The sequence below is a fragment of the Mycobacterium venezuelense genome (genome assembly GCF_054919535.1).
This window is the reverse complement of sequence record NZ_JBONDW010000018.1, coordinates 126939-145614: the sequence shown is the minus strand read 5'-3', so window position 1 is coordinate 145614 and position 18676 is coordinate 126939. Positions and strand designations below refer to the sequence as shown.

Sequence of the window (18676 nt, the reverse complement as noted above, 5' to 3'; positions counted from 1 at the left end):
ATATGTGCACTCAGCATCGGGGTGGACGGAAGGGGACGCGGCATGGGCCCGGACGAGCTGTTCCAGCGCGCGGTGATCGCGCGGCGCTACTACCTCGAAGGACGCACCCGAATTCAGATCGCTGAGGAGTTCGGGATCTCGCGATTCAAGGTCGCGCGAATGCTCGACGAGGCGCTCGAGTCCGGAATGGTCGAGATCAAGATCCACAATCCCGGTGCGATCGACGTGGACCTGTCCACCGCCCTACAACGGCAATACGGGCTCGAACACGCGTATGCGGTCGTCTGTGGAGCAGACAATCAAGACGGATCGGCCGACGCCGAAAACACCGCCGAACGCGTTGCGGCCGTCGCCAAAGCGATGGCCGAACTCCTGCAGTCGATTCTGCGCGACGGCGACGTTGTCGGCGTCGACTGTGGCCGCACGCTGGCCCACATCGCCGACCATCTGACGACGCTGCCGCAGTGCGACGTCGTGCAACTCACCGGCATGGCCGGGGCCATCAACCACAACGGCGCCGACCTCGTGCGCCGCATCAGCGAAGTCAGCGGCGGACGCTCGTGGCCCATGTACGCCCCACTCGTGGTGTCCGACGCCCGAACCGCCGCAAGCCTGGCAAACACACAGCAGATCCAGGAAACCTTCGATCAGCACCCCAAAGTGAGCTGCGCGATCGTATCCGTCGGCGCCTGGACCGAGGGCGCGTCGCAGGTGTACGGCTCACTGTCCACCGAAGAAGTACGTCAACTCGACGCCGCCGGAGTATGCGCCGAGACATGTGCACTTCTGCTCGACGCCGAGGGAAACCGACTCGCCGGACTCGATGACCGGCGCATGGGCATCGACGAAGCCACCCTGCGAGCCATCCCGACGGTCATCGCCATCGCGACCGGGCCCGAGAAGATCGCCGCGACACGCGCAGTACTGCAGTCGGGCATGGTCTCGTCCCTGGTCACCGATGTCGATATCGCCGCCGCGGTACTCGACTAGCGACAAACCCGAAAGGATCAGTTCTTCGATGACGCAAACACAGCCGCGCACAGTGGACTTCGACTTCCGGCTGGACGGCAAGACGGCGCTGGTCACCGGCGCGGCATCCGGTATCGGCGCGGCTATCGCCGCGGCCTATGCCACCAAGGGTGCCCGCATCGCCGCTCTGGACCTCAACACGTCGGGCGCTGAGCAGGCCGCGTCCGAGCTTGGCCCCGACAGCCGTGGATTTCACTGCGACGTCGCCGAACCCGAGTCGGTGCGCGAGGCGGTCGAATCGGTTGTCGAAGAGTTCGGGCGCATCGACATCCTGGTCAACAGCGCGGGCATCGCGCGCCTGGCACCGGCCGAGGAACTGTCGCTCGCGGACTGGGACACCACGATCGCGGTCAACCTGCGCGGCACATTCCTGATGTGCCAGGCGGTGGGTAACCACATGCTGCAGGCCGGTGGCGGGTCGATCATCAACATGGCTTCGCAGGCCGCGACCGTCGCGCTCGATCAGCACGTGGCGTACTGCGCCTCCAAGTTCGGTGTGGTCGGGGTCTCGAAAGTCCTTGCCGCCGAATGGGCTGGCCGCGGCGTGCGGGTCAACACCATCTCGCCGACCGTGGTGCTGACGGAATTGGGGCACCGCGCCTGGGACGGACCCAAGGGCGATGCACTCAAGAAGCTGATACCCACCGGGCGTTTCGCCTACCCGGACGAGATCGCGGCCGCCGCCGTCTTCTTGGCGTCCGATGCCGCCGAGATGATCAACGGCGCCGACCTGGTGATCGACGGCGGTTACACGATCAAGTAGCTACAGCAACGTCGCAGTGCCGTCGGGGTGCACCCGCACCTGCGCCCCGGCGATGTCTTCTGCCACAGTTGCCGCCGCCTCCGACTCGTCGGTGATGCGCGCCAGCGTGCGCGCGTCATCGGGGGTGCGCACGGCAAGGAAGACCTTCTCCGGCAACCCTTCGCGGTTGAACGGCGTGGTCCACGATTCGACGGTGCCCGTGCCGGACCACTCGACCGCGAGCTTGCGGACCGGTTCGGCGTCGACGGCGGCTTGCACATCCTCCCAACGGAATTCATGCTGCGGCGGCTCGGTTCCGTACACACCGAAGCTGTGCTTGGTCAGATATCCGCCATTGGCGGTGATCAGGCCGCATGTACCGGGATTGGCGACGAGCTTTTCGGCCATGGTGGCGATCGAATGGCTCACGTAGTTGTTCCACGGGCCCCCGGCGAAGGTCAGGCCACCCGTGACGGTGAGGGGACGCGACGGATCGGCCAGCGGCAGCCCGAGTTCGTTGGCCGCGACCTGGACGGCTGAGGGGAAGCACGAATAGACGTCGATCAGGTCGATGTCGTCGACCCCGACCCCGGCGAGCTCGAGCACCCGGCGCCCGGCGATCCGGATCGCCGGCGAGCGGTGCAACTCGGCCCGTTCGCCGATCGCGTAGGTGTCGTGAGAGTCGGTCCCCGCATACGGGAAAACCCAACGTTCCCTGGGGATCTGGAGATACGTCGCGTTCTCCGCCGTGGTCAGGACGAGGACGGCGCCTTGGTCGACCATATTGTTGGAGTTCATCAGCTTTGGGTAGGGCCAACTGATCATCCGGTTGTCCGGGCCCGGTTCGGAAATCTGTTCTGCGGTCAACCGGTCCCGGCTCCACGCATGGCCGTTCCCGGCGGCCACCGCGCTGAAATCCGACCACAACTCGCCGATGCGGCGCCGGTGCCGATCGGGCGTTTCGCCGGCTGCGATGCGCAGCGCCTGTTCGAACATCGGATAGACGAAGGCCGGGCGGTCCAGGTTGATGCGCAGCTCGGCATCGCCTGCCATCGGCACACCCTCGTGTGCGCCGGGCGCCTCCGGGACGGAGTCGTCCTGACGGGTCCACTCCGCCCTCGCTCCGCGGGCCCGCAATCGGGTGCGGGTCCGCCATGTCTCGGCGCCCGCGATCAGCACCACCCCGGCGTGTCCGGCGATGAGGTCCAGGCACGCCTCGTTGACAAGGGTCTGCGGCACGTTGCCGCCGACCCCGGTGTAACGGGTGGTGGCATTCTCTGCCCGGATGCGTTGCGCGAGTAGCAGACCCGGATCGCGGTAGTGCCACGAGAGCAGATTGACCACGCGCACGGAGTCGACCGCCTGCAACACCCGCGGATCGACCGCCGCCCTGGCCGCCGCGGCCATCAGGTCGACGGGCTCCACATCGGGGTTGTCCTCACGCTGGTTGATCTGGCCGTAGCCGACCAGCACCGGCGTCCTCGGATCGATTGACATGCAGTAGAAACTAGCCGAAGGGCCCAATCGCCGGTCGCGCGGTCGGCGCTGCGGCGTCGAATCGGCGAAGAGCGTTGCACCAGAGAGCGTTTGATGTCACCCGGCCAGCTTTTCGACCCAGTCCAGCAGGGCGTCTGTGCCGGTTTCGACGTACATGAGGTCGACGAACGCGTCGGGATACCCGTTGTCGGCGAGCAACCGCACCGCTTCGGCGACCTGCTCGACGGTGCTACCGGCCGCCACGTTGATCCGCACGTGCGTGGCGATCGTGGCCGGATCCCGGCCGGCCGCCTCGGCTGCGGCATCGATCAACTGACGCTGGCGCCGCAAGGCCTCCGGCCTCACCCCACCGGGTACGAACACCGCGGGCAACCAACCATCTCCCCTACGGCCGATGCGCCGCAGCCCCGCGGTGGTGAACGCACCGAGGTAGACCGGCGGCCGCGGTCGCTGAACCGGCTTGAGCTCGACCCACGATTCCGCCACCGACCAGCGCACGCCGTTGTGCGCGACCGGCGTTGTCGTCCATAACGTTTCGAGCACGTCAAGGATCTCGTCGAGTTGGGCACCGCGGCCGGCGAACTGCGCACCCGCCGCCTGATATTCCTCGGGCGACCAGCCGATGCCGAATCCGGGTAGCAGCCTGCCGCCGCTGACCACATCGATACTGGTGAGCTGGCGCGCCAACTGCACCGGCGGGTACCACGGCGCGACGAAGACGCTGCTGCCCAATCGGGCCGACCGGGTAACCGCGGCGGCGACCGACAACGCGGTGAACGGGTCGAGGCAGGCCCGGAACTGCTCGGGAACGGTCGCGGCCCCGGCGTACCCGACGCTGGGGGTCACGGCCGCGAGCAACCGGTCTCCGACCCACAGACTGCCGGCACCGAGCTGCTCGGCCGTCGATGCGAACCGGGCGAGTTCGCCTGCGGCCGCTGAAGCCGACTCACCGAACTGTGGCAACGCGAATCCCAGCACGACGGCCAGGGTATCTCCGGGTGTTGGTTATCCGGCGTGTGTTCGGGTACTCGGATCGCACGCACTATTCACCCGCACCCGTCACCATGGAGCTATGAGCGACGCGACCCTCACCCCGGCCCTGACCGACAAGGAACTCGAACTGCTCGATGCGTACTGGCGCGCTGCCAACTACCTGTCGGTCGGCCAGATCTATCTGCTCGACAATCCGCTGCTGTCCGAGCCGCTGTCGCCCGAGCACATCAAGCCTCGACTTCTCGGCCACTGGGGTACGACTCCCGGGCTGAACCTGATCTACGCCCACCTCAACCGCATCATCCGCGATCGCGATTCCAACGTCATCTACATCACCGGGCCGGGTCACGGCGGTCCCGGCCTGGTGGCCAACGCCTATCTCGAGGGAACCTACAGCGAGGTCTACTCCGGCATCGGCCAGGACGCCGAGGGCATGCGAAAGCTGTTCCGCCAGTTCTCTTTCCCTGGCGGAATCCCCAGCCACGTGGCGGCCGAGACGCCGGGCTCGATTCATGAGGGCGGCGAACTCGGGTACGCACTCGTGCACGCGTACGGCGCGGCTTTCGACAATCCCGACCTCGTAGTGGCGTGCGTCGTCGGCGACGGCGAAGCCGAGACCGGCCCCTTGGCCACGAGCTGGCATTCCAACAAGTTCCTCGACCCGGTCACCGACGGCGCGGTATTGCCCATCCTGCATCTGAACGGCTACAAGATCGCGAATCCCACAGTGTTGGCCCGCATTCCGCAGGAGGAGCTCGAATCGCTGTTCTACGGCTACGGGTACCGGCCGATCACCGTTGCCGGAGACGATCCGGCAAATGTGCACCAGCAGATGGCCACCGCACTCGACGAGGCCTTCGACCAGATCGCTGCGATCCAGCGTGCGGCGCGCCTCGACGGCGAGCCGGGCCGCCCCTTGTGGCCCATGATCATCCTGCGCACCCCCAAAGGCTGGACCGGCCCGGCGACCGTGGACGGCAAGAAGGTCGAAGGCACGTGGCGCTCGCATCAGGTGCCACTCGCGGAAACGCGCACGAACGCCGAGCACCGGGCCGCGCTCGAAGAGTGGATGCGCAGTTACCGCCCCGAGGAGTTGTTCGACGACACCGGCGTGCTGCGCGAGGAACTGCGTGCGCTCGCCCCAGCGGGCGAGCGCCGGATGAGTGCCAACCCGCATGCCAACGGCGGGCTGCTGTTGCGCGATCTCGACCTGCCCGACTTCACCGATTACGCGGTCGACGTCGACAAGCCGGCGACCGGCACCGCCGAAGCGACCAGAGTGCTCGGCACGTTCCTGCGCGACGTGATCGCGCGCAATCCCGACCGGTTCCGGTTGATGGGCCCGGACGAGACCGCGTCCAACCGGCTCTCGGCGGTGTTCGAAACCACCGACAAGGCCTGGCAAGCGGAGACCAGCCCGGACGACGAGAACCTCGCGCCCGACGGCCGGGTGATGGAGGTGCTTTCCGAACACATGTGCCAGGGCTGGCTCGAGGGGTATCTGTTGACCGGCCGCCACGGTCTGTTCAGCTGCTACGAGGCGTTCGTGCACATCGTCGACTCGATGCTCAACCAGCACGCCAAATGGTTGTCGAGCAGCTCGCACCTGTCATGGCGCAGGCCCATCGCCTCGCTGAACTATCTGCTGACCTCACATGTGTGGCGTCAGGACCACAACGGCGCGTCGCATCAGGACCCCGGCTTCATCGACCACGTCGCCAACAAGCGGCCCGAGGTCGTCCGGGTGTACCTGCCGCCGGACGCCAACACTCTGCTGTCGGTCGCCGACCACTGCCTGCGCAGCCGCCAGTACGTCAACGTCATCGTCGCGGGCAAACAGCCGGCGCTGACCTATCTCACCATGGAGGAAGCAGTCGCCCACTGCACGCGCGGCATCGGTATCTGGGAGTGGGCGAGTACGACGACCGGCGAGCCCGACGTGGTGCTCGCGTGCGCCGGGGACATCCCGACACTGGAGACCCTGGCTGCGGCCGACATCCTGCGCCGACGGCTGCCCGAGGTGAAAGTCCGCGTGGTCAACGTCGTCGACATCATGCGCCTACAACCGGAGTCCGAGCATCCGCACGGACTGTCGGACCGCGAATTCGACTCGATCTTCACGACCGACAAGCCGGTCATCTTCGCGTACCACGGCTATCCATGGTTGATCCACCGGCTGGCCTACCGGCACGCCAACCATGACCAGCTCCACGTGCGCGGGTTCAAGGAGCGTGGCACCACGACGACGCCGTTCGACATGGTGATGCTCAACGACCTCGACCGGTTCCATCTGGTCATGGACGTCATCGACCGGGTCGAGGGGCTTGCCGCGAGCGCCGCGACCCTGCGTCAGGAGATGGTCGACGCCCGGCTGGCCGCCCGCAGCTACACCCGTGAACACGGCGAGGACGACCCCGCGATCTCGGGCTGGACCTGGGATTCACAGTGGAAAGCCGACTGACCTGGGCTGTTGCCGATTACCGGTAGACTGCCGGGGTTATGTCTGACCCGAGCGCCGTGGCCGCGCACCCTCACCCGCTGGTCGCTCAGCTGTCGGCACTGCACCATTTCCGGATCTATGCCGACATCGGCATCGTCGTCGTCATCCTGACGCTGACCAACCTGATCGCCCACTTCACGACGCCATGGGCGAGCGTCGCGACCGTCCCGGCGGCCGCGATCGGTCTGTTGATCCTGGTGCGGGCTCGCGGACTCGGCTGGGCCGAACTGGGTTTGGGTCGTGAGCACTGGCGCGCCGGCGTCGGCTATGCGTTGGCGGCGGTGGCACTCGTGGTCTCGGTGATCGCGATCGGGACGATGCTGCCGTGGACTCGGCCGATGTTCATGAACGACAACTACGCGACCATCTCCGGTGCGCTGCTCGCGTCGATGGTCATCATCCCGCTGCAGACCGTGATCCCCGAGGAGTTGGCGTTTCGCGGCGTCCTGCACGGAGCGCTGAACCGGGCCTGGGGCTTTCGCGGGGTCGCGGCAGGCGGATCGCTGTTGTTCGGCCTCTGGCATATCGCCAGTTCACTCGGCTTGACCAGTGAGAACGTCGGCTTCACCCGGCTGTTCGGTGGCGGCGTCTTCGGCATGATCGCCGGCGTGGTGCTGGCCGTGGTGGCCACCGCGATCGCCGGATTCGTGTTCACGTGGCTGCGCAAGCGCAGCGGTAGCCTCATCGCGCCCATCGCGCTGCACTGGTCGCTGAACGGCGTCGGCGCGTTGGCGGCGGCGCTGGTCTGGCATCTGTCGACCTGAGTCACCCGACGGCAGCGCGTCGGCTTTCGGCACGCCTGCGCGCCCGGAACTCGCGGTTCTTCAGTTTGTTGCCACAGTCGGCCATGTCGCACCACATACCGCCGTGGTTGCGGGAACGGTCGTAGAACGCCCAGACGCATTCGTCGTTCGCACAGGCCTTGAGGCGCGCCCAGGTCCCGTCCCGCTGGGCGTCGCGCACCACGAGCAACAGCTCGACGAGCCGCTCGGCGACGGTGTCACCGGCGGCGAAAAGCTCCACGGAGCTGCCGTCACCTAGCTCGGCGCGGATCGCTGCTCCCGCCGCGACGTTACGCAAGGCGGCAAGCGATGCCGGGGCCGGAGGCGGGCCACCCGCATTGTGAACGATTAAAGCCCGCAAGGCTTCCCGTACCTCTCGCAGTAGGTCGAGTTCACCTTCCGTCGGGGTCGCGCCGTCGCGCAGCAGCCCATTGGCGACGAGCCACGGCGTCGCATCCGCAGCATCGGCGAGACGGTCAGGTCCGGCCGGTAATTCGACGGTGTTGACAAGGGCCTGGATACGCGACAGCGGACCCGGAGCGGGTTTGGTCTCGGAGTCGCCTGCCCATTGAGTCATGAGCACAGTCTAGTCCAACGTGACTATCTAAAACGTTTGACCGGTCACCCATGACCGGCGTAGGGTTTTAGATAGTCACGATCTACGGGTCGGACAAACCCGAAAATACGAGGTAACGGCGATGAACGACAACCGAATTTCGACGACACCAGCCACCCCGCGCAACCGCGTCGTCGACGGACAAATCGACTCCCGGCCTTCGTTGCGATGCCGCCTCGTCGCTCGGCTCCGGGCCGGCCAGCTCGACGCTCGCCTGGCCGTCGGCGCCCCGACACCGCCGGGCAGCCCGATCGCGGTGCGAGCCGCCCGGCTCACCTCGATCGCCGAGCGGGAAGCCATCGCCCGCACACTGCGGCGCGCGGTACATGACGCCGCGGACCACAGGCTGGTGTTCTCCTCGCGAATCCCACTGCACCGCAAGAACATCGAAGCCGCCGAGCCGGTCATCGACGCCATCACCCTGCGTCTGCACTCGCCGTTGCCGGTGAGCCCGCGTGGCATGGCCCGGCTGGTCCGGCTGCTGCGCGACGGCGCGGGGCCGCTGTACGCCTACGGCCGCGGCGACCTGGCCGGCAGACTGGGCGCTGCGCTCGCGGCGCTCTGAGCGGCTCTCGGCCGGCGTTTGTCACGCTGGCGTGGCTGTTGGCGCCGATTGCCACGCCAGCGTGACATTGGCGGGCGTGACGATGGCGCGGGCCCGGGACGCGGGGTAGCACTAGGGCAACAGCACCGCCGCACCCGCGATGCGGCCGGCGCTGAGGTCGGCAAGGGCCTGGTCGGCGCGGTCCAAGGCGTACTCGGGCGTGGTGACCTGGACACGATGGTCGGCCACGAACGACAAGAAATCTCGAGCGTCCGCACGCGTATTGGCAGTGACCGACCGGATCTCGCGCTCCTGGAACAGGTGCTTCTGGTAGTTCAGGCTCGGGATGTCGCTGAGATGGATGCCCGCGATCGCCAGCACGCCGCCGCGGTCGAGAGCGGCCAGCGCGGGCAGCACCAAATCCCCGACCGGGGCGAACAGGATGGCGGCGTCGAGCGGTTCGGGCGGCATGTCCGCACTGCCCTGCGCGGAGGCGGCGCCCAGCGCGAGCGCCAAGTCGCGGGCCTGCTCGCCGCGCGTCATCACGTGGACCCTTGCGCACTGCGCCAAAGCGACCTGGGCGGTCAGGTGGGCGCTCCCGCCGAAGCCGTAGAGTCCCAACCGCCCGCCGGCGGGCAGGTCGGTGCGGGCCAGCGCGCGGTACCCGATGATCCCGGCACACAGCAGCGGCGCGAGCTCGGTATCGGTATAGCCCTGCGGGAGCTTGTGCGCGAAGGCCGCAGGCACCGTGGCGAATTCGGCGTACCCGCCGTCGGCATCCCAGCCCGTGTACCGTGACCGCGGGCACAGGTTCTCCCGACCACGGGTGCAGTAGTCGCACACGCCGCAGGTGTGGCGCAGCCACGCGATCCCGACCCGGTCTCCCACGCTGAATCCTTCGGCGTCGGGACCGAGCGCGACCACCTCGCCGACGACCTCGTGCCCGGGTACCACCCGCGGCCGGTGCACGGGCAGATCACCCTCGGCGACGTGCAGGTCTGTCCGGCAGACACCGCACGACCGAACCGCGACGAGCAGTTCGCCTGCCGCGGGTTCCGGCCTCGGGAGCGTGACGCGTTGCAGCGGTCGCGATTCGACCGGGCCGGGCCGCACCACCTGCCATGCGGCCATGGTCTCCGTCGTCATGACCGCAGCGCGGCTACGTGCGATTGGTCACCAAGCCGACGATCCACAAGAGGATCACCGATCCGAGGATGGCCGTGAACAGCGTGAACCACCAGCCTCCGCCCGCGGTGTCGAGGAAGAAGCTCAGCAGGAAGCCGCCGATGAGCGCACCGACGATGCCGATGACGATGTTCATCAGAATCCCGGAGCCGCCGCCCTTGACGATCTTGCCTGCGATCCAGCCCGCGATCGCGCCGATGATGATGTAGCCGATCCAGCCCACACTGGTCAACGTCGTGGAACGGGCGAGGATCTCCGTAGCTGCCAAAACATCCATTGCAGGTCTCCTACCTGTCACTGGGTATGCCCAGCAGGGCTCGCTGAGCCACTTCTCAGGTCTACCCGCCGAACGTAACAATTAAGTCGGCGAATTGGGAAACAATTAAGTCGGCGAATTGGGAACGATCAGCGTTCGGTCCACCGACCGTCCGCCGACAGCGAAACCCAGCCCTGGCAAACCGATATCACATTGTCGCCGGGCCGTTATCTGGCTACCCTCGTCAATATCTGGCAACTCGCTGTGGATACGCGCGGCGCCGACCGGGTATGACGCCGCCGGGTTGGGAAGGTTGCGATGTGCAGCGTAGACGCACCGGTGCGCGATGCGGGCAGGCCGCCCGCACCGAGCAGTTCAGCCGAAGCTGATCCGTCGGCGGCTATCTCACATCAGCACCTTATGCCCCACTGGTCACACTAGCCACAGCGCGCTGCCAGCAAACACCAGGCCTTTGACGTAGGAGGCATCGATGAAGGCACTGATCGGATTAGCGGTCGGCGCATTGGCAGCGAGCGGCATCGCGTTGGCGACGGCGTCACCGGCGAGTGCCGGATGCCAAGGCGGCTGGACACCCTGGGGCGGCGGCACCACGTGTGACGGGCCGATCGCGCAGGACGGCACGTTCCAGCGCTGCGTGACCGCGGGAGCAATGGGTTTCGGTGGCACCAACTGCTACCTGCTCAATGTCAACAACCTCGCCGGCAACGTGCCGTACGTCGGGCCGTAAGACCCCGGCCGGTCAGGCCGGGGGCAACATCTCCGGCGGCGCGTCGGTGACCGGAACCGGAACACCCACCCCCGGCCGCGCGGGCGGCGCATTCGGGTCCGCGGGCGGCGGTGGCGGCGCGTTGGGGTCAACGGGCGGCGGCGGAGGAGGCGCCCACGGCCGGATCGAATTGGCCAGCGCCGCCGCGGCACCCTTGTCCACGGGGTTGTTGGCCGAGCCCAGCCACACCACGAACCACCGCTCGGGCGCTCGCTGACCGCGTGGCGTTCCCGGCGGCGTCGGCGCGCCGACCACACCGGCCCAGATCTGCCCGTTGGGCTTGTTGGCGTCGGTGAACTTCACCTCGTAATACGAAGCGACGCCGGGCATTCCGTTCGCGTCGAGCGGCACGGTCTCCTGGTTCACCCGGGTGCCGGGGAACGGCATGAAGAACTCGCCCATATCCGAGGCCAGACGAACGGCGGCCTTGCTGTTGTCCGACTCGGCGCCGGCGAACAGCTTGAGGTCGAGCCGGCCCAGCAGCACGCTGGTGTCGTTCGGCGGCTCCGGTGTGCCCTCCGGCGGAATCCTGGTCAGCAGCGCCTGCCCGTAGGACAGCTGCGTGGCATCCGAGACCTTCCAGCCCGCCGGTACGACGTAGCTGAAGCCGCCTGCGGCGTTGTCGACGCGACCGGGCTCAGGCGCCGGCGGCGGCGGCGCGTTCGGATCGGCGGGCGCGGGCGCAGGTGCACCGGGGGCTCCGGGCGCGGGTGCCGGCGGCGGCGCGGGAGCGGGCGCACCGGGTGCGGCAGGCGCGGGTGCCGGCGCGGGAGCACCGGGTGCGGCAGGCGCGGGCGGAGGCGCGTTCGGATCTGCGGGCGGCGGAGCCGGCAGGAAAGTGTTACCCGGCGCCGGAGGAGGCGGCGGTGGCACGGGCTCCGCATGCGCGACCGACGGCAGCGCCACGGCCACCGCGGTCGCGCCGGTCATCGCAACCAGGGTCAGCTTCTTCGACAGGCCTCTGCGTCGATGAGACATCGCGTCCGACTCGTCCATGGGGAAGAAACTACCGTGTTACCGCCGTGACGCAAGTGTGAGTTGCTCTTAGAGTGTTTTACTGGACGATAGCTGTGAGCGAAGAACGCACACATCAACGCAATTGTCGAAATTGCTGGCACGACAAGGCCGCGGGCGCCACGCCCGAGCCCCGTAACAGCGGCCCGCAACACCTTAACGTCGGCGAATCCGACCGGAACATCGGCGCCCGACAGCGCTCCGTTACTCGCCACTCACGGCGCCGGATGGACCGAGACTTCCTGCGCCTTGACCGAGAAGAAGACCCGCTCCCCCGGCGCCAGGCTCAGCTCGGCTGCGGACTCGGCGGTGATGTCTGCGGCGAGTCCGGGGGCACCATCCGGCTGCTCGTCGGCGCGCACCCGAATGCCAGGTCCGCGGCTGTCGAGCTCCGCGACCGTCACCGCGATCAGGTTCCGGGGGCTGCCATGCGGCTCGTCGCGATACACCGCGACGGCGGACGGGGAGAACACCGCGACCGCGGGCGCACCCGTCACCACATCGTCAGCAGGGGTTCCGTGCCAATGCGCGTTCCACGCGGTGGTCAGCACCCCGCCCTCCGCGGCGGTGCCGCCGATCAGGTTGACACCGGCGAATCGCGCCGCGAAGTGGCTTCGGGGCGTTGCCAGAACTGTTGCAACCGAACCTTTTTCGACGACTTTGCCGGCCTCCAGGACTACCACCCGGTCAGCGAGGGTGAGCACGTCGAGCAGATCGTGAGTGATCAGCACCGCGCACCGGTGGTCCCGCGTCAACACCCGACGCAGGACTTTGCGCATCGCGGTGGCCGCCGCCACGTCCAATCCCGTCAAGGGCTCATCGAGCAACAGGACGTCGGGGTCGGCGGCCAACGCACGCGCGAGGGCCACCCGCTGCGCCTGCCCACCCGACAGCTGGCGTGGCCTGCGCCCGGCCAGCTCGGCGGCATCCACCTCGGCCAGCCACCGGTGTGCGGTGGTGCGAGCGGCCGTCCTCGACGCGCGGCGCAGGCTGCGGGGTCCGAACGCGACGTTCGCCTCGACACTCAGATGCGGGAACAGCAGCGGATCCTGCAGGAGCAGGCCGATTCGGCGGTCATGCGTGGCCACCTGCACACCCGCCGCGGTGTCGGTGAGAACGCGTTCGCCCACCCGGACGTGGCCTGTGTCTGGCTCGACCAGCCCCGCGATCACGTGCAGCGTGGTCGACTTGCCTGCGCCGTTGGCGCCCAACACCGCCAGTACCTCTCCAGCGGCCACGTCGAAGTCGACGTCGAGGTCGCGACGCTCGACGACGGCGCGGACCTGCAGACGCCGGCTCATGTCCAGCCTCCGGCGCGCAACCGCCTGCTGCCCAGACCGATCACCACCACGGCCGCCACCGCCACCAACAGCACCGACAGCGCCACGGCCGCGTCGGCATCGCTTTCCCGCTGGAGATAGACCTCCAACGGCAGTGTCCGCGTGATGCCTTCCCGCGAACCGGCGAAAGTCAGCGTGGCGCCGAACTCGCCGAGCGCACGCGCAAAAGCCAGCACCGCACCCGACACCAAACCCGGCCCGAGCAGCGGCAACGTCACGCGCCACCACACCGTGCCGGGCCGCGCACCCAACGTCGCCGCGACGACCTCGTAGTCCGACCCCGCCGTGCGGGCGGCGCCCTCGAGCGAGATGACGAGGAACGGCAACGACACGAACGTCTGGGCCAGCACCACGGCCGCCGTCGTGAACGCGATCTGCACGCCCGCGGCCTCCAGGTACCGCCCGATCAGGCCGAGCCGGCCGAACGCGTAGAGGAGCGCGATCCCGCCCACCACCGGTGGCAGGACCAGCGGCAAGAGGATCACCGGTCGGGTGAGCCGCACGATGCGACCGTCGTTGCGCGCGAGCACCAACGCCAGCGGCACGCCGAGCACCAGGCACAGCATGGTGCTCGCGGCGGCGGTCTTGAGGCTCAGCAGCAGTGCCTCGGTGGACGTGTCGCTGGAGATGAGCGCCCAGAACCGCGGCCAGTCCACGCGGGCCGCCATCGCCACGATCGGCAGGACCACGAACGCCGCGCCGAGCGCGGCGGGCAGATAGATCCAGCGCGGCAGGCCGGGCGAAGTGCTCAACGTCCGATGACGCCGACGACGGCAGTGGTCAGGGCACTGGTTTGCGTCATTGGAGAAACCCTTGCACACGCGCGGGCGAACTCGCCGGACTAGCCATGGCGCGTCGAGTTTCGCGACCTAGCTACTGTCCAGTAACATCGGTCGTTGATCGCTTCCAAACCGGCGTGGCGATCCCGGCAGTACATGGAGGTACATCATGGCGGAGGTGCTTGTCACCGGCGGCGATACCGAACTCGGTCGCGCGATCGCGGCAGGCTTCCGGGACGCCGGCCACAACGTGGTCATCGCAGGCGCCCGCCGCGACGATCTCGAAGTGGCCGCCAAGGAACTCGACGTCGAGTCGATCGTGTTCGACAACACCGACGCGGCGAGCCTCGAGGAGGCCCGCGCCCTGTTCCCCCATCACCTCGACACCCTGGTGAACGTGCCCGCACCGCTGTGGGAGGCCAAGGATCCCCGCACCTACACGCTGGCCGACCTGGCCGCGGCCTGGCGCAACAATCTCGACGCCACCGTGGTCTCGGCGGCGCTGACGGTGCAGATCGTCGGTGACCATCTGCGCTCGGGCGGCTCGATCATCAACGTCCTGCCGGAGAGCCCCCGCGAAGGCAGTGCGGAAGCCGCGGTCAAGGCGGCGCTGTCGGACTGGACCGCAGGACAGGCGAACTACTTCGGCACCCGCGGCATCACCGTGAACGCGGTCGCATCCGGCCGCAGCGCCGAGCCCGGTTACGACGGGCTGGGCACCACGCCGCCGTCGGTCGCCGACGAGTTCGCGCGGCTCGCAGTGTTTTTGAGTACGTCGGCGGCACGCCACATCACCGGGCAGACGCTGCACGTCAGCCGCGGTGCGCTCGCGACTTTGGGATAACGCGTTAGGGTCGGAGAAGTGACAATCCGACTCGGACTCCAAATTCCCAATTTCTCCTACGGCACCGGCGTCGAGGAACTGTTCCCGACGGTCATCGCGCAGGCTCAAGAAGCCGAGAACGCAGGCTTCGACTCCGTCTTCGTGATGGACCACTTCTATCAGCTGCCCGGGCTGGGCACTCCCGACCAGCCGATGCTGGAGGCGTACACCGCGCTCGGCGGGCTGGCCACCGCGACAGAGAAGGTGCAGCTGGGCACCCTCGTCACCGGCAACACCTACCGCAATCCGACCCTGCTCGCCAAGGCCATCACCACGCTGGACGTGATGAGCCAGGGCCGCGCGATCCTCGGCATCGGCACGGGCTGGTTCGAACTCGAACACGACAGCCTCGGCTTCGAATTCAACACGTTCACCGAACGGTTCAAGAAACTCGACGAGGCGCTGCAGATCATCGTGCCGATGCTCAAGGGCGAACGCGTGACGGTCGACGGCGCCTACTACCGCACGCAGGAAGCGTTCGCCGAACCCCGCTTCCGCGAGCACATTCCGTTGATGATCGGCGGCAGCGGCGAGAAGAAGACCATCCCGCTGGCAGCGCGGCACTTCGACCACCTCAACATCATCGCGGAGTTCGACGAGCTGCCGCGCAAGCTTGAGGTGATCCGGCAGCGCTGCGAGGAGATCGACAGGGATCCCGCGACGCTCGAGACGAGCATGCTGGTGATCGCGTTGATCGGCGAGAACATCAGCGCCGACGCAATCCCGGACGAGTTCAAGCAACGCGCGGTTTTCGGCAACCCCGAGCAGATTGCCGAACAGCTCAAGACCAAGCTCTTCGACGTCGGCGTTGACGGGGTGATCCTCAGTCCGGTGACCATCGGCGGCTACGTGCCCGGCGGTGTCACCGCGGTCGGCGAAGCGTTGAAACCGCTGATATCCGGGTAAACATTCAGTGCGGTTGCCTACGTCACCGCGCTGACCGGAATCGTGCCGACTAACCTATCGGTTGTATCAAGTGGGAAAACGTCCGCGAGGAGCAGCAATGAGCCATCCCGGAGCTACGGCGTCGGATCGGCATAAAGTCGTCATCATTGGATCGGGTTTCGGCGGTCTTACCGCCGCCAAGACCCTCAAGCGCGCCGACGTCGACGTCAAGCTGATCGCCCGCACCACCCATCACCTGTTCCAGCCACTGCTCTACCAGGTGGCGACGGGGATCATCTCCGAAGGCGAGATCGCGCCTGCCACGCGCGTGATCCTGCGCAAGCAGAAGAACGCACAGGTGTTGCTGGGCGACGTCACCCATATCGATCTCGAGAAGCAGACGGTGGACTCGGTGCTGCTGGGCCACACCTACTCGACGCCGTACGACAGCCTGATCATCGCGGCAGGCGCTGGGCAGTCGTACTTCGGCAACGACCACTTCGCCGAGTTCGCGCCGGGAATGAAGTCGATCGACGACGCGCTGGAGCTTCGCGGTCGCATCCTCGGCGCGTTCGAGCAGGCCGAGCGGTCCAGTGACCCCGTCCGCCGGGCGAAACTGCTGACCTTCACCGTCGTCGGGGCGGGCCCCACCGGTGTCGAAATGGCCGGGCAGATCGCCGAATTGGCGGATCAGACCCTGCGGGGCAGCTTCCGCCACATCGATCCGACCGAGGCCAGGGTGATCCTGCTCGACGCCGCACCTGCCGTGCTTCCGCCGATGGGCGAGAAGCTCGGCAAGAAAGCGCAGGCACGCCTGGAGAAAATGGGGGTCGAGGTTCAGCTCGGCGCCATGGTCACCGACGTGGATCGCAACGGTCTGACGGTCAAGGATTCCGACGGCAGCCTCCGGCGGATCGAATCGGCCTGCAAGGTGTGGTCGGCCGGGGTGTCGGCGAGCCCGCTCGGCAAGGATCTCGCCGAACAGTCCGGTGTCGAACTCGACCGGGCCGGCCGCGTCAAGGTCCAACCAGACCTGACGGTTCCCGGCCACCCGAACGTGTTCGTGGTCGGCGACATGGCGGCGGTCGAGGGTGTGCCCGGCGTCGCGCAGGGCGCGATCCAGGGCGGCCGGTACGCGGCCAAGCTGATCAAGCGCGAGGTCAGCGGCACCAGCCAGAAGATCCGGGCCCCGTTCGAGTACTTCGACAAGGGCTCGATGGCGACGGTTTCGCGGTTCTCGGCGGTCGCCAAGGTCGGCAAGGTCGAGTTCGCCGGATTCTTCGCCTGGCTGTGCTGGCTCGTACTGCACCTGGTGTATCTGGTCGGGTTCAAGACCAAGATCGTCACGCTGCTGTCGTGGACCGTGACGTTCCTGAGCACCAAGCGCGGCCAGCTCACCATCACCGAGCAGCAGGCCTACGCCCGAACCCGGATCGAGGAACTCGAAGAGATCGCGGCCTCGGTCCAGGAGACCGAGAAGGCGGCGTCCTAGCGCACTCGACCGGCAGGCAGCTGGTCACCTTGCCAGGTGGCCAGACTGCCGCCGCGCGCGAGCGCGAGCACTGTGCCTGCACCGTCGAATGATGATGCGGGATAACGCATTTCACTGATGCACGCGCGCGGTGCGGCCAATTCGTCGTCGCCGACCGCCCCACACCCCAGTTCGATCCGGTGCCGAAGCAGCGGCGTCGATGCGTCGCCGACGATGTCGGCGTGCAGCGCGCCGGACCAGAATCCGTCGCGCTCACCCGATCGCCCGATCTGGATGCGTTCGCGTATCCGCACATGTGCGGTGTCGGCCAGCTGGAGCCGGGTAGTGGTTCGGTGGCGCGAACCGCCTGCCACGACCGTCGGCTGAGGATCGAGATCGAGGTGGCCGGCTACCTCGACATCCCAGTGCGCCTCAGAATGCAGCGTATGCGCGCCGGGCAGCACCAACGTCGCGGCGGCAGTCCGGATTCGGAGCCTGGCGCCGGTTTCGACGACCACCCGCACCGCGAGCACGTCGCCGCCGAGCGGTGTGGCCGCCGTCGAAACCAGATGCACGGTGTCGGGTTCGGTGCAGCGGGCCGTGAGCCCACCGGTGGCCTCGATGCGCGGCACCCGGCCGGGGCGCGCGACGATGACGACGTCGGAACGCATCAGACCGACTGCGCCCGAGCGGCCTCCAACTGTTCCCGGACCCAGGACAGAACGGGGCCCGCCGTCGGGTCGTCGGTGAGTGAAATCAGCACCGTCGGCCGGTCCTGGCGGACTTTTGCCGAGTCCCGGCGCATCACGTCGAGATCGGCACCCACCAACGGTGCCAGGTCGGTCTTGTTGACCACCAACAGATCTGAGTAAGTCACCCCCGGCCCACCCTTGCGCGGCACCTTGTCGCCGCCCGCGACGTCGACGACGAAGATCTGCACATCCACCAGACCCGACGAGAATGTCGCGGTCAGGTTGTCACCGCCGGATTCGACGAGGATCAGATCCAGTGCCGGGTTGCCCTCGATCAGATCGTCGATCGCGTCGAGGTTGGCGGTGATGTCGTCACGGATCGCGGTGTGTGGGCAGCCGCCGGTCTGCACGGCGGCGATCCGCTCGTCGGGCAGCACCGCGTGGCGACGAAGGAAATCAGCGTCCTCGGTGGTGTAGATGTCGTTGGTGAGCACCGCCAGCGACAGTTCCTCGCGTAACTGACGGCACAACGCGGCAACCAGCGCGGTCTTGCCCGAGCCGACCGGGCCGCCGATGCCGATACGCAACGGCTCGCCGGGTTGCCGAACCCGTTTCGGGCGTTCTGCGTGGTTGTGCGGTTCACCGTCGAGGAAATGCGGTGGCATGAGGGGCCTTTCGTGA

19 protein-coding genes are annotated in these 18676 nt (G+C 67.6%); 9 read left to right on the top strand and 10 right to left on the bottom strand.

Annotated features, from left to right (window positions below; translation table 11 throughout):
• Positions 1–42 precede the first annotated feature (42 nt).
• Together ACRCUN_RS26060 and dthD are read left to right on the top strand one after the other, a co-directional pair.
• Positions 43–990 carry a sugar-binding transcriptional regulator gene (locus ACRCUN_RS26060; protein ID WP_462144535.1) on the top strand — a complete coding sequence of 316 codons (948 nt, stop codon included), beginning with the start codon at positions 43–45 and terminating at the stop codon, positions 988–990.
• 28 nt (positions 991–1018) lie between these two features.
• Complete coding sequence (dthD, locus tag ACRCUN_RS26055; RefSeq protein ID WP_462144501.1) at positions 1019–1792, top strand: D-threitol dehydrogenase; 774 nt, start codon at positions 1019–1021, stop codon at positions 1790–1792.
• Here the strand turns inward: dthD and ACRCUN_RS26050 are convergent, their stop codons facing one another.
• Together ACRCUN_RS26050 and ACRCUN_RS26045 are read right to left on the bottom strand one after the other, a co-directional pair.
• Entirely contained in the window at positions 1793–3268 is a 1476-nt protein-coding gene (locus ACRCUN_RS26050) for an acetyl-CoA acetyltransferase (RefSeq protein ID WP_462144500.1), read from the bottom strand.
• A 96-nt stretch (positions 3269–3364) separates the two neighbouring features.
• Positions 3365–4246: a TIGR03619 family F420-dependent LLM class oxidoreductase gene (locus ACRCUN_RS26045; protein ID WP_462144499.1), complete on the bottom strand. Its 882-nt coding sequence runs from the start codon at positions 4244–4246 to the stop codon at positions 3365–3367.
• 94 nt (positions 4247–4340) lie between these two features.
• On the opposite strand from ACRCUN_RS26045, the gene ACRCUN_RS26040 reads away from it, so the two are divergent.
• Both ACRCUN_RS26040 and ACRCUN_RS26035 read left to right on the top strand, forming a co-directional pair.
• Positions 4341–6722 (top strand): phosphoketolase family protein, encoded by a 2382-nt coding sequence (locus tag ACRCUN_RS26040; protein ID WP_462144498.1) that lies wholly within the window; start codon positions 4341–4343, stop codon positions 6720–6722.
• 38 nt (positions 6723–6760) lie between these two features.
• Positions 6761–7525 carry a CPBP family intramembrane glutamic endopeptidase gene (locus ACRCUN_RS26035; protein ID WP_462144497.1) on the top strand — a complete coding sequence of 255 codons (765 nt, stop codon included), beginning with the start codon at positions 6761–6763 and terminating at the stop codon, positions 7523–7525.
• 1 nt (position 7526) lies between these two features.
• On the opposite strand, the gene ACRCUN_RS26030 is transcribed toward ACRCUN_RS26035, so the two are convergent.
• Complete coding sequence (locus ACRCUN_RS26030; protein ID WP_462144496.1) at positions 7527–8120, bottom strand: CGNR zinc finger domain-containing protein; 594 nt, start codon at positions 8118–8120, stop codon at positions 7527–7529.
• Positions 8121–8241: 121 nt separating this feature from the next.
• Here ACRCUN_RS26030 and ACRCUN_RS26025 point away from each other — a divergent pair, with 121 nt between their 5' ends.
• The gene (locus ACRCUN_RS26025; RefSeq protein ID WP_462144495.1) at positions 8242–8724 is read left to right on the top strand and encodes a hypothetical protein; all 483 of its coding nucleotides are present in this window, start codon (positions 8242–8244) and stop codon (positions 8722–8724) included.
• A 111-nt stretch (positions 8725–8835) separates the two neighbouring features.
• Here the strand turns inward: ACRCUN_RS26025 and ACRCUN_RS26020 are convergent, their stop codons facing one another.
• Positions 8836–9849, bottom strand: a complete 1014-nt coding sequence (locus tag ACRCUN_RS26020; RefSeq protein ID WP_462144494.1) for a zinc-binding alcohol dehydrogenase family protein — start codon at positions 9847–9849, stop codon at positions 8836–8838.
• A 13-nt stretch (positions 9850–9862) separates the two neighbouring features.
• Positions 9863–10165, bottom strand: coding sequence for a GlsB/YeaQ/YmgE family stress response membrane protein (locus ACRCUN_RS26015; protein WP_085150620.1), 303 nt, complete (start codon positions 10163–10165; stop codon positions 9863–9865).
• Positions 10166–10634: 469 nt separating this feature from the next.
• On the opposite strand from ACRCUN_RS26015, the gene ACRCUN_RS26010 reads away from it, so the two are divergent.
• Positions 10635–10892 (top strand): CDGP domain-containing protein, encoded by a 258-nt coding sequence (locus tag ACRCUN_RS26010; RefSeq protein ID WP_462144493.1) that lies wholly within the window; start codon positions 10635–10637, stop codon positions 10890–10892.
• Positions 10893–10904: 12 nt separating this feature from the next.
• Here ACRCUN_RS26010 and ACRCUN_RS26005 read toward each other — a convergent pair whose 3' ends face one another.
• From ACRCUN_RS26005 to ACRCUN_RS25995, 3 genes are all read right to left on the bottom strand, one after another.
• The gene (locus ACRCUN_RS26005; RefSeq protein WP_462144492.1) at positions 10905–11927 is read right to left on the bottom strand and encodes an alanine and proline-rich secreted protein Apa; all 1023 of its coding nucleotides are present in this window, start codon (positions 11925–11927) and stop codon (positions 10905–10907) included.
• A gap of 233 nt (positions 11928–12160) precedes the next feature.
• Positions 12161–13246 carry a sulfate/molybdate ABC transporter ATP-binding protein gene (locus ACRCUN_RS26000; protein ID WP_462144491.1) on the bottom strand — a complete coding sequence of 362 codons (1086 nt, stop codon included), beginning with the start codon at positions 13244–13246 and terminating at the stop codon, positions 12161–12163.
• A complete protein-coding gene (locus ACRCUN_RS25995; protein WP_462144490.1) occupies positions 13243–14037 on the bottom strand; it encodes an ABC transporter permease in 795 nt (264 codons plus the stop codon). The genes ACRCUN_RS26000 and ACRCUN_RS25995 overlap by 4 nt, the downstream gene beginning before the upstream one ends.
• Positions 14038–14233: 196 nt before the next feature.
• Here ACRCUN_RS25995 and ACRCUN_RS25990 point away from each other — a divergent pair, with 196 nt between their 5' ends.
• The 3 genes from ACRCUN_RS25990 (at position 14234) to ACRCUN_RS25980 (ending at position 17324) form a co-directional block, all read left to right on the top strand.
• On the top strand, positions 14234–14908 hold the full coding sequence (locus tag ACRCUN_RS25990) for an SDR family oxidoreductase (RefSeq protein WP_462144489.1): 675 nt from the start codon (positions 14234–14236) through the stop codon (positions 14906–14908).
• An 18-nt stretch (positions 14909–14926) separates the two neighbouring features.
• Positions 14927–15853, top strand: coding sequence for an LLM class F420-dependent oxidoreductase (locus ACRCUN_RS25985; protein ID WP_462144488.1), 927 nt, complete (start codon positions 14927–14929; stop codon positions 15851–15853).
• 97 nt (positions 15854–15950) lie between these two features.
• Positions 15951–17324 carry a type II NADH:quinone oxidoreductase Ndh gene (locus ACRCUN_RS25980; protein ID WP_462144487.1) on the top strand — a complete coding sequence of 458 codons (1374 nt, stop codon included), beginning with the start codon at positions 15951–15953 and terminating at the stop codon, positions 17322–17324.
• On the opposite strand, the gene ACRCUN_RS25975 is transcribed toward ACRCUN_RS25980, so the two are convergent.
• Both ACRCUN_RS25975 and ureG read right to left on the bottom strand, forming a co-directional pair.
• Complete coding sequence (locus tag ACRCUN_RS25975) at positions 17321–17974, bottom strand: urease accessory protein UreD (protein WP_462144486.1); 654 nt, start codon at positions 17972–17974, stop codon at positions 17321–17323. The two genes, ACRCUN_RS25980 and ACRCUN_RS25975, sit on opposite strands and share 4 nt — an antisense overlap.
• Positions 17974–18660: an urease accessory protein UreG gene (gene ureG, locus ACRCUN_RS25970; protein ID WP_462144485.1), complete on the bottom strand. Its 687-nt coding sequence runs from the start codon at positions 18658–18660 to the stop codon at positions 17974–17976. Before ureG ends, ACRCUN_RS25975 begins: the two co-directional genes overlap by 1 nt.
• Positions 18661–18676: the final 16 nt, after the last annotated feature.

What these genes read in the sequence shown, in the direction of transcription:
- ACRCUN_RS26000 (WP_462144491.1), bottom strand. Translation starts at nt 13,246, where the DNA reads ATGAGCCGGCGTCTGCAGGTCCGCGCCGTCGTCGAGCGTCGCGACCTC.
- ACRCUN_RS26015 (WP_085150620.1), bottom strand. Translation starts at nt 10,165, where the DNA reads ATGGATGTTTTGGCAGCTACGGAGATCCTCGCCCGTTCCACGACGTTG.
- ACRCUN_RS26010 (WP_462144493.1), top strand. Translation starts at nt 10,635, where the DNA reads ATGAAGGCACTGATCGGATTAGCGGTCGGCGCATTGGCAGCGAGCGGC.
- ACRCUN_RS25990 (WP_462144489.1), top strand. Translation starts at nt 14,234, where the DNA reads ATGGCGGAGGTGCTTGTCACCGGCGGCGATACCGAACTCGGTCGCGCG.
- ureG (WP_462144485.1), bottom strand. Translation starts at nt 18,660, where the DNA reads ATGCCACCGCATTTCCTCGACGGTGAACCGCACAACCACGCAGAACGC.
- ACRCUN_RS26020 (WP_462144494.1), bottom strand. Translation starts at nt 9,849, where the DNA reads ATGACGACGGAGACCATGGCCGCATGGCAGGTGGTGCGGCCCGGCCCG.
- ACRCUN_RS26050 (WP_462144500.1), bottom strand. Translation starts at nt 3,268, where the DNA reads ATGTCAATCGATCCGAGGACGCCGGTGCTGGTCGGCTACGGCCAGATC.
- ACRCUN_RS26035 (WP_462144497.1), top strand. Translation starts at nt 6,761, where the DNA reads ATGTCTGACCCGAGCGCCGTGGCCGCGCACCCTCACCCGCTGGTCGCT.
- ACRCUN_RS26005 (WP_462144492.1), bottom strand. Translation starts at nt 11,927, where the DNA reads ATGGACGAGTCGGACGCGATGTCTCATCGACGCAGAGGCCTGTCGAAG.
- ACRCUN_RS25975 (WP_462144486.1), bottom strand. Translation starts at nt 17,974, where the DNA reads ATGCGTTCCGACGTCGTCATCGTCGCGCGCCCCGGCCGGGTGCCGCGC.
- ACRCUN_RS26060 (WP_462144535.1), top strand. Translation starts at nt 43, where the DNA reads ATGGGCCCGGACGAGCTGTTCCAGCGCGCGGTGATCGCGCGGCGCTAC.
- ACRCUN_RS26030 (WP_462144496.1), bottom strand. Translation starts at nt 8,120, where the DNA reads ATGACTCAATGGGCAGGCGACTCCGAGACCAAACCCGCTCCGGGTCCG.
- ACRCUN_RS26040 (WP_462144498.1), top strand. Translation starts at nt 4,341, where the DNA reads ATGAGCGACGCGACCCTCACCCCGGCCCTGACCGACAAGGAACTCGAA.
- ACRCUN_RS25980 (WP_462144487.1), top strand. Translation starts at nt 15,951, where the DNA reads ATGAGCCATCCCGGAGCTACGGCGTCGGATCGGCATAAAGTCGTCATC.
- dthD (WP_462144501.1), top strand. Translation starts at nt 1,019, where the DNA reads ATGACGCAAACACAGCCGCGCACAGTGGACTTCGACTTCCGGCTGGAC.
- ACRCUN_RS26025 (WP_462144495.1), top strand. Translation starts at nt 8,242, where the DNA reads ATGAACGACAACCGAATTTCGACGACACCAGCCACCCCGCGCAACCGC.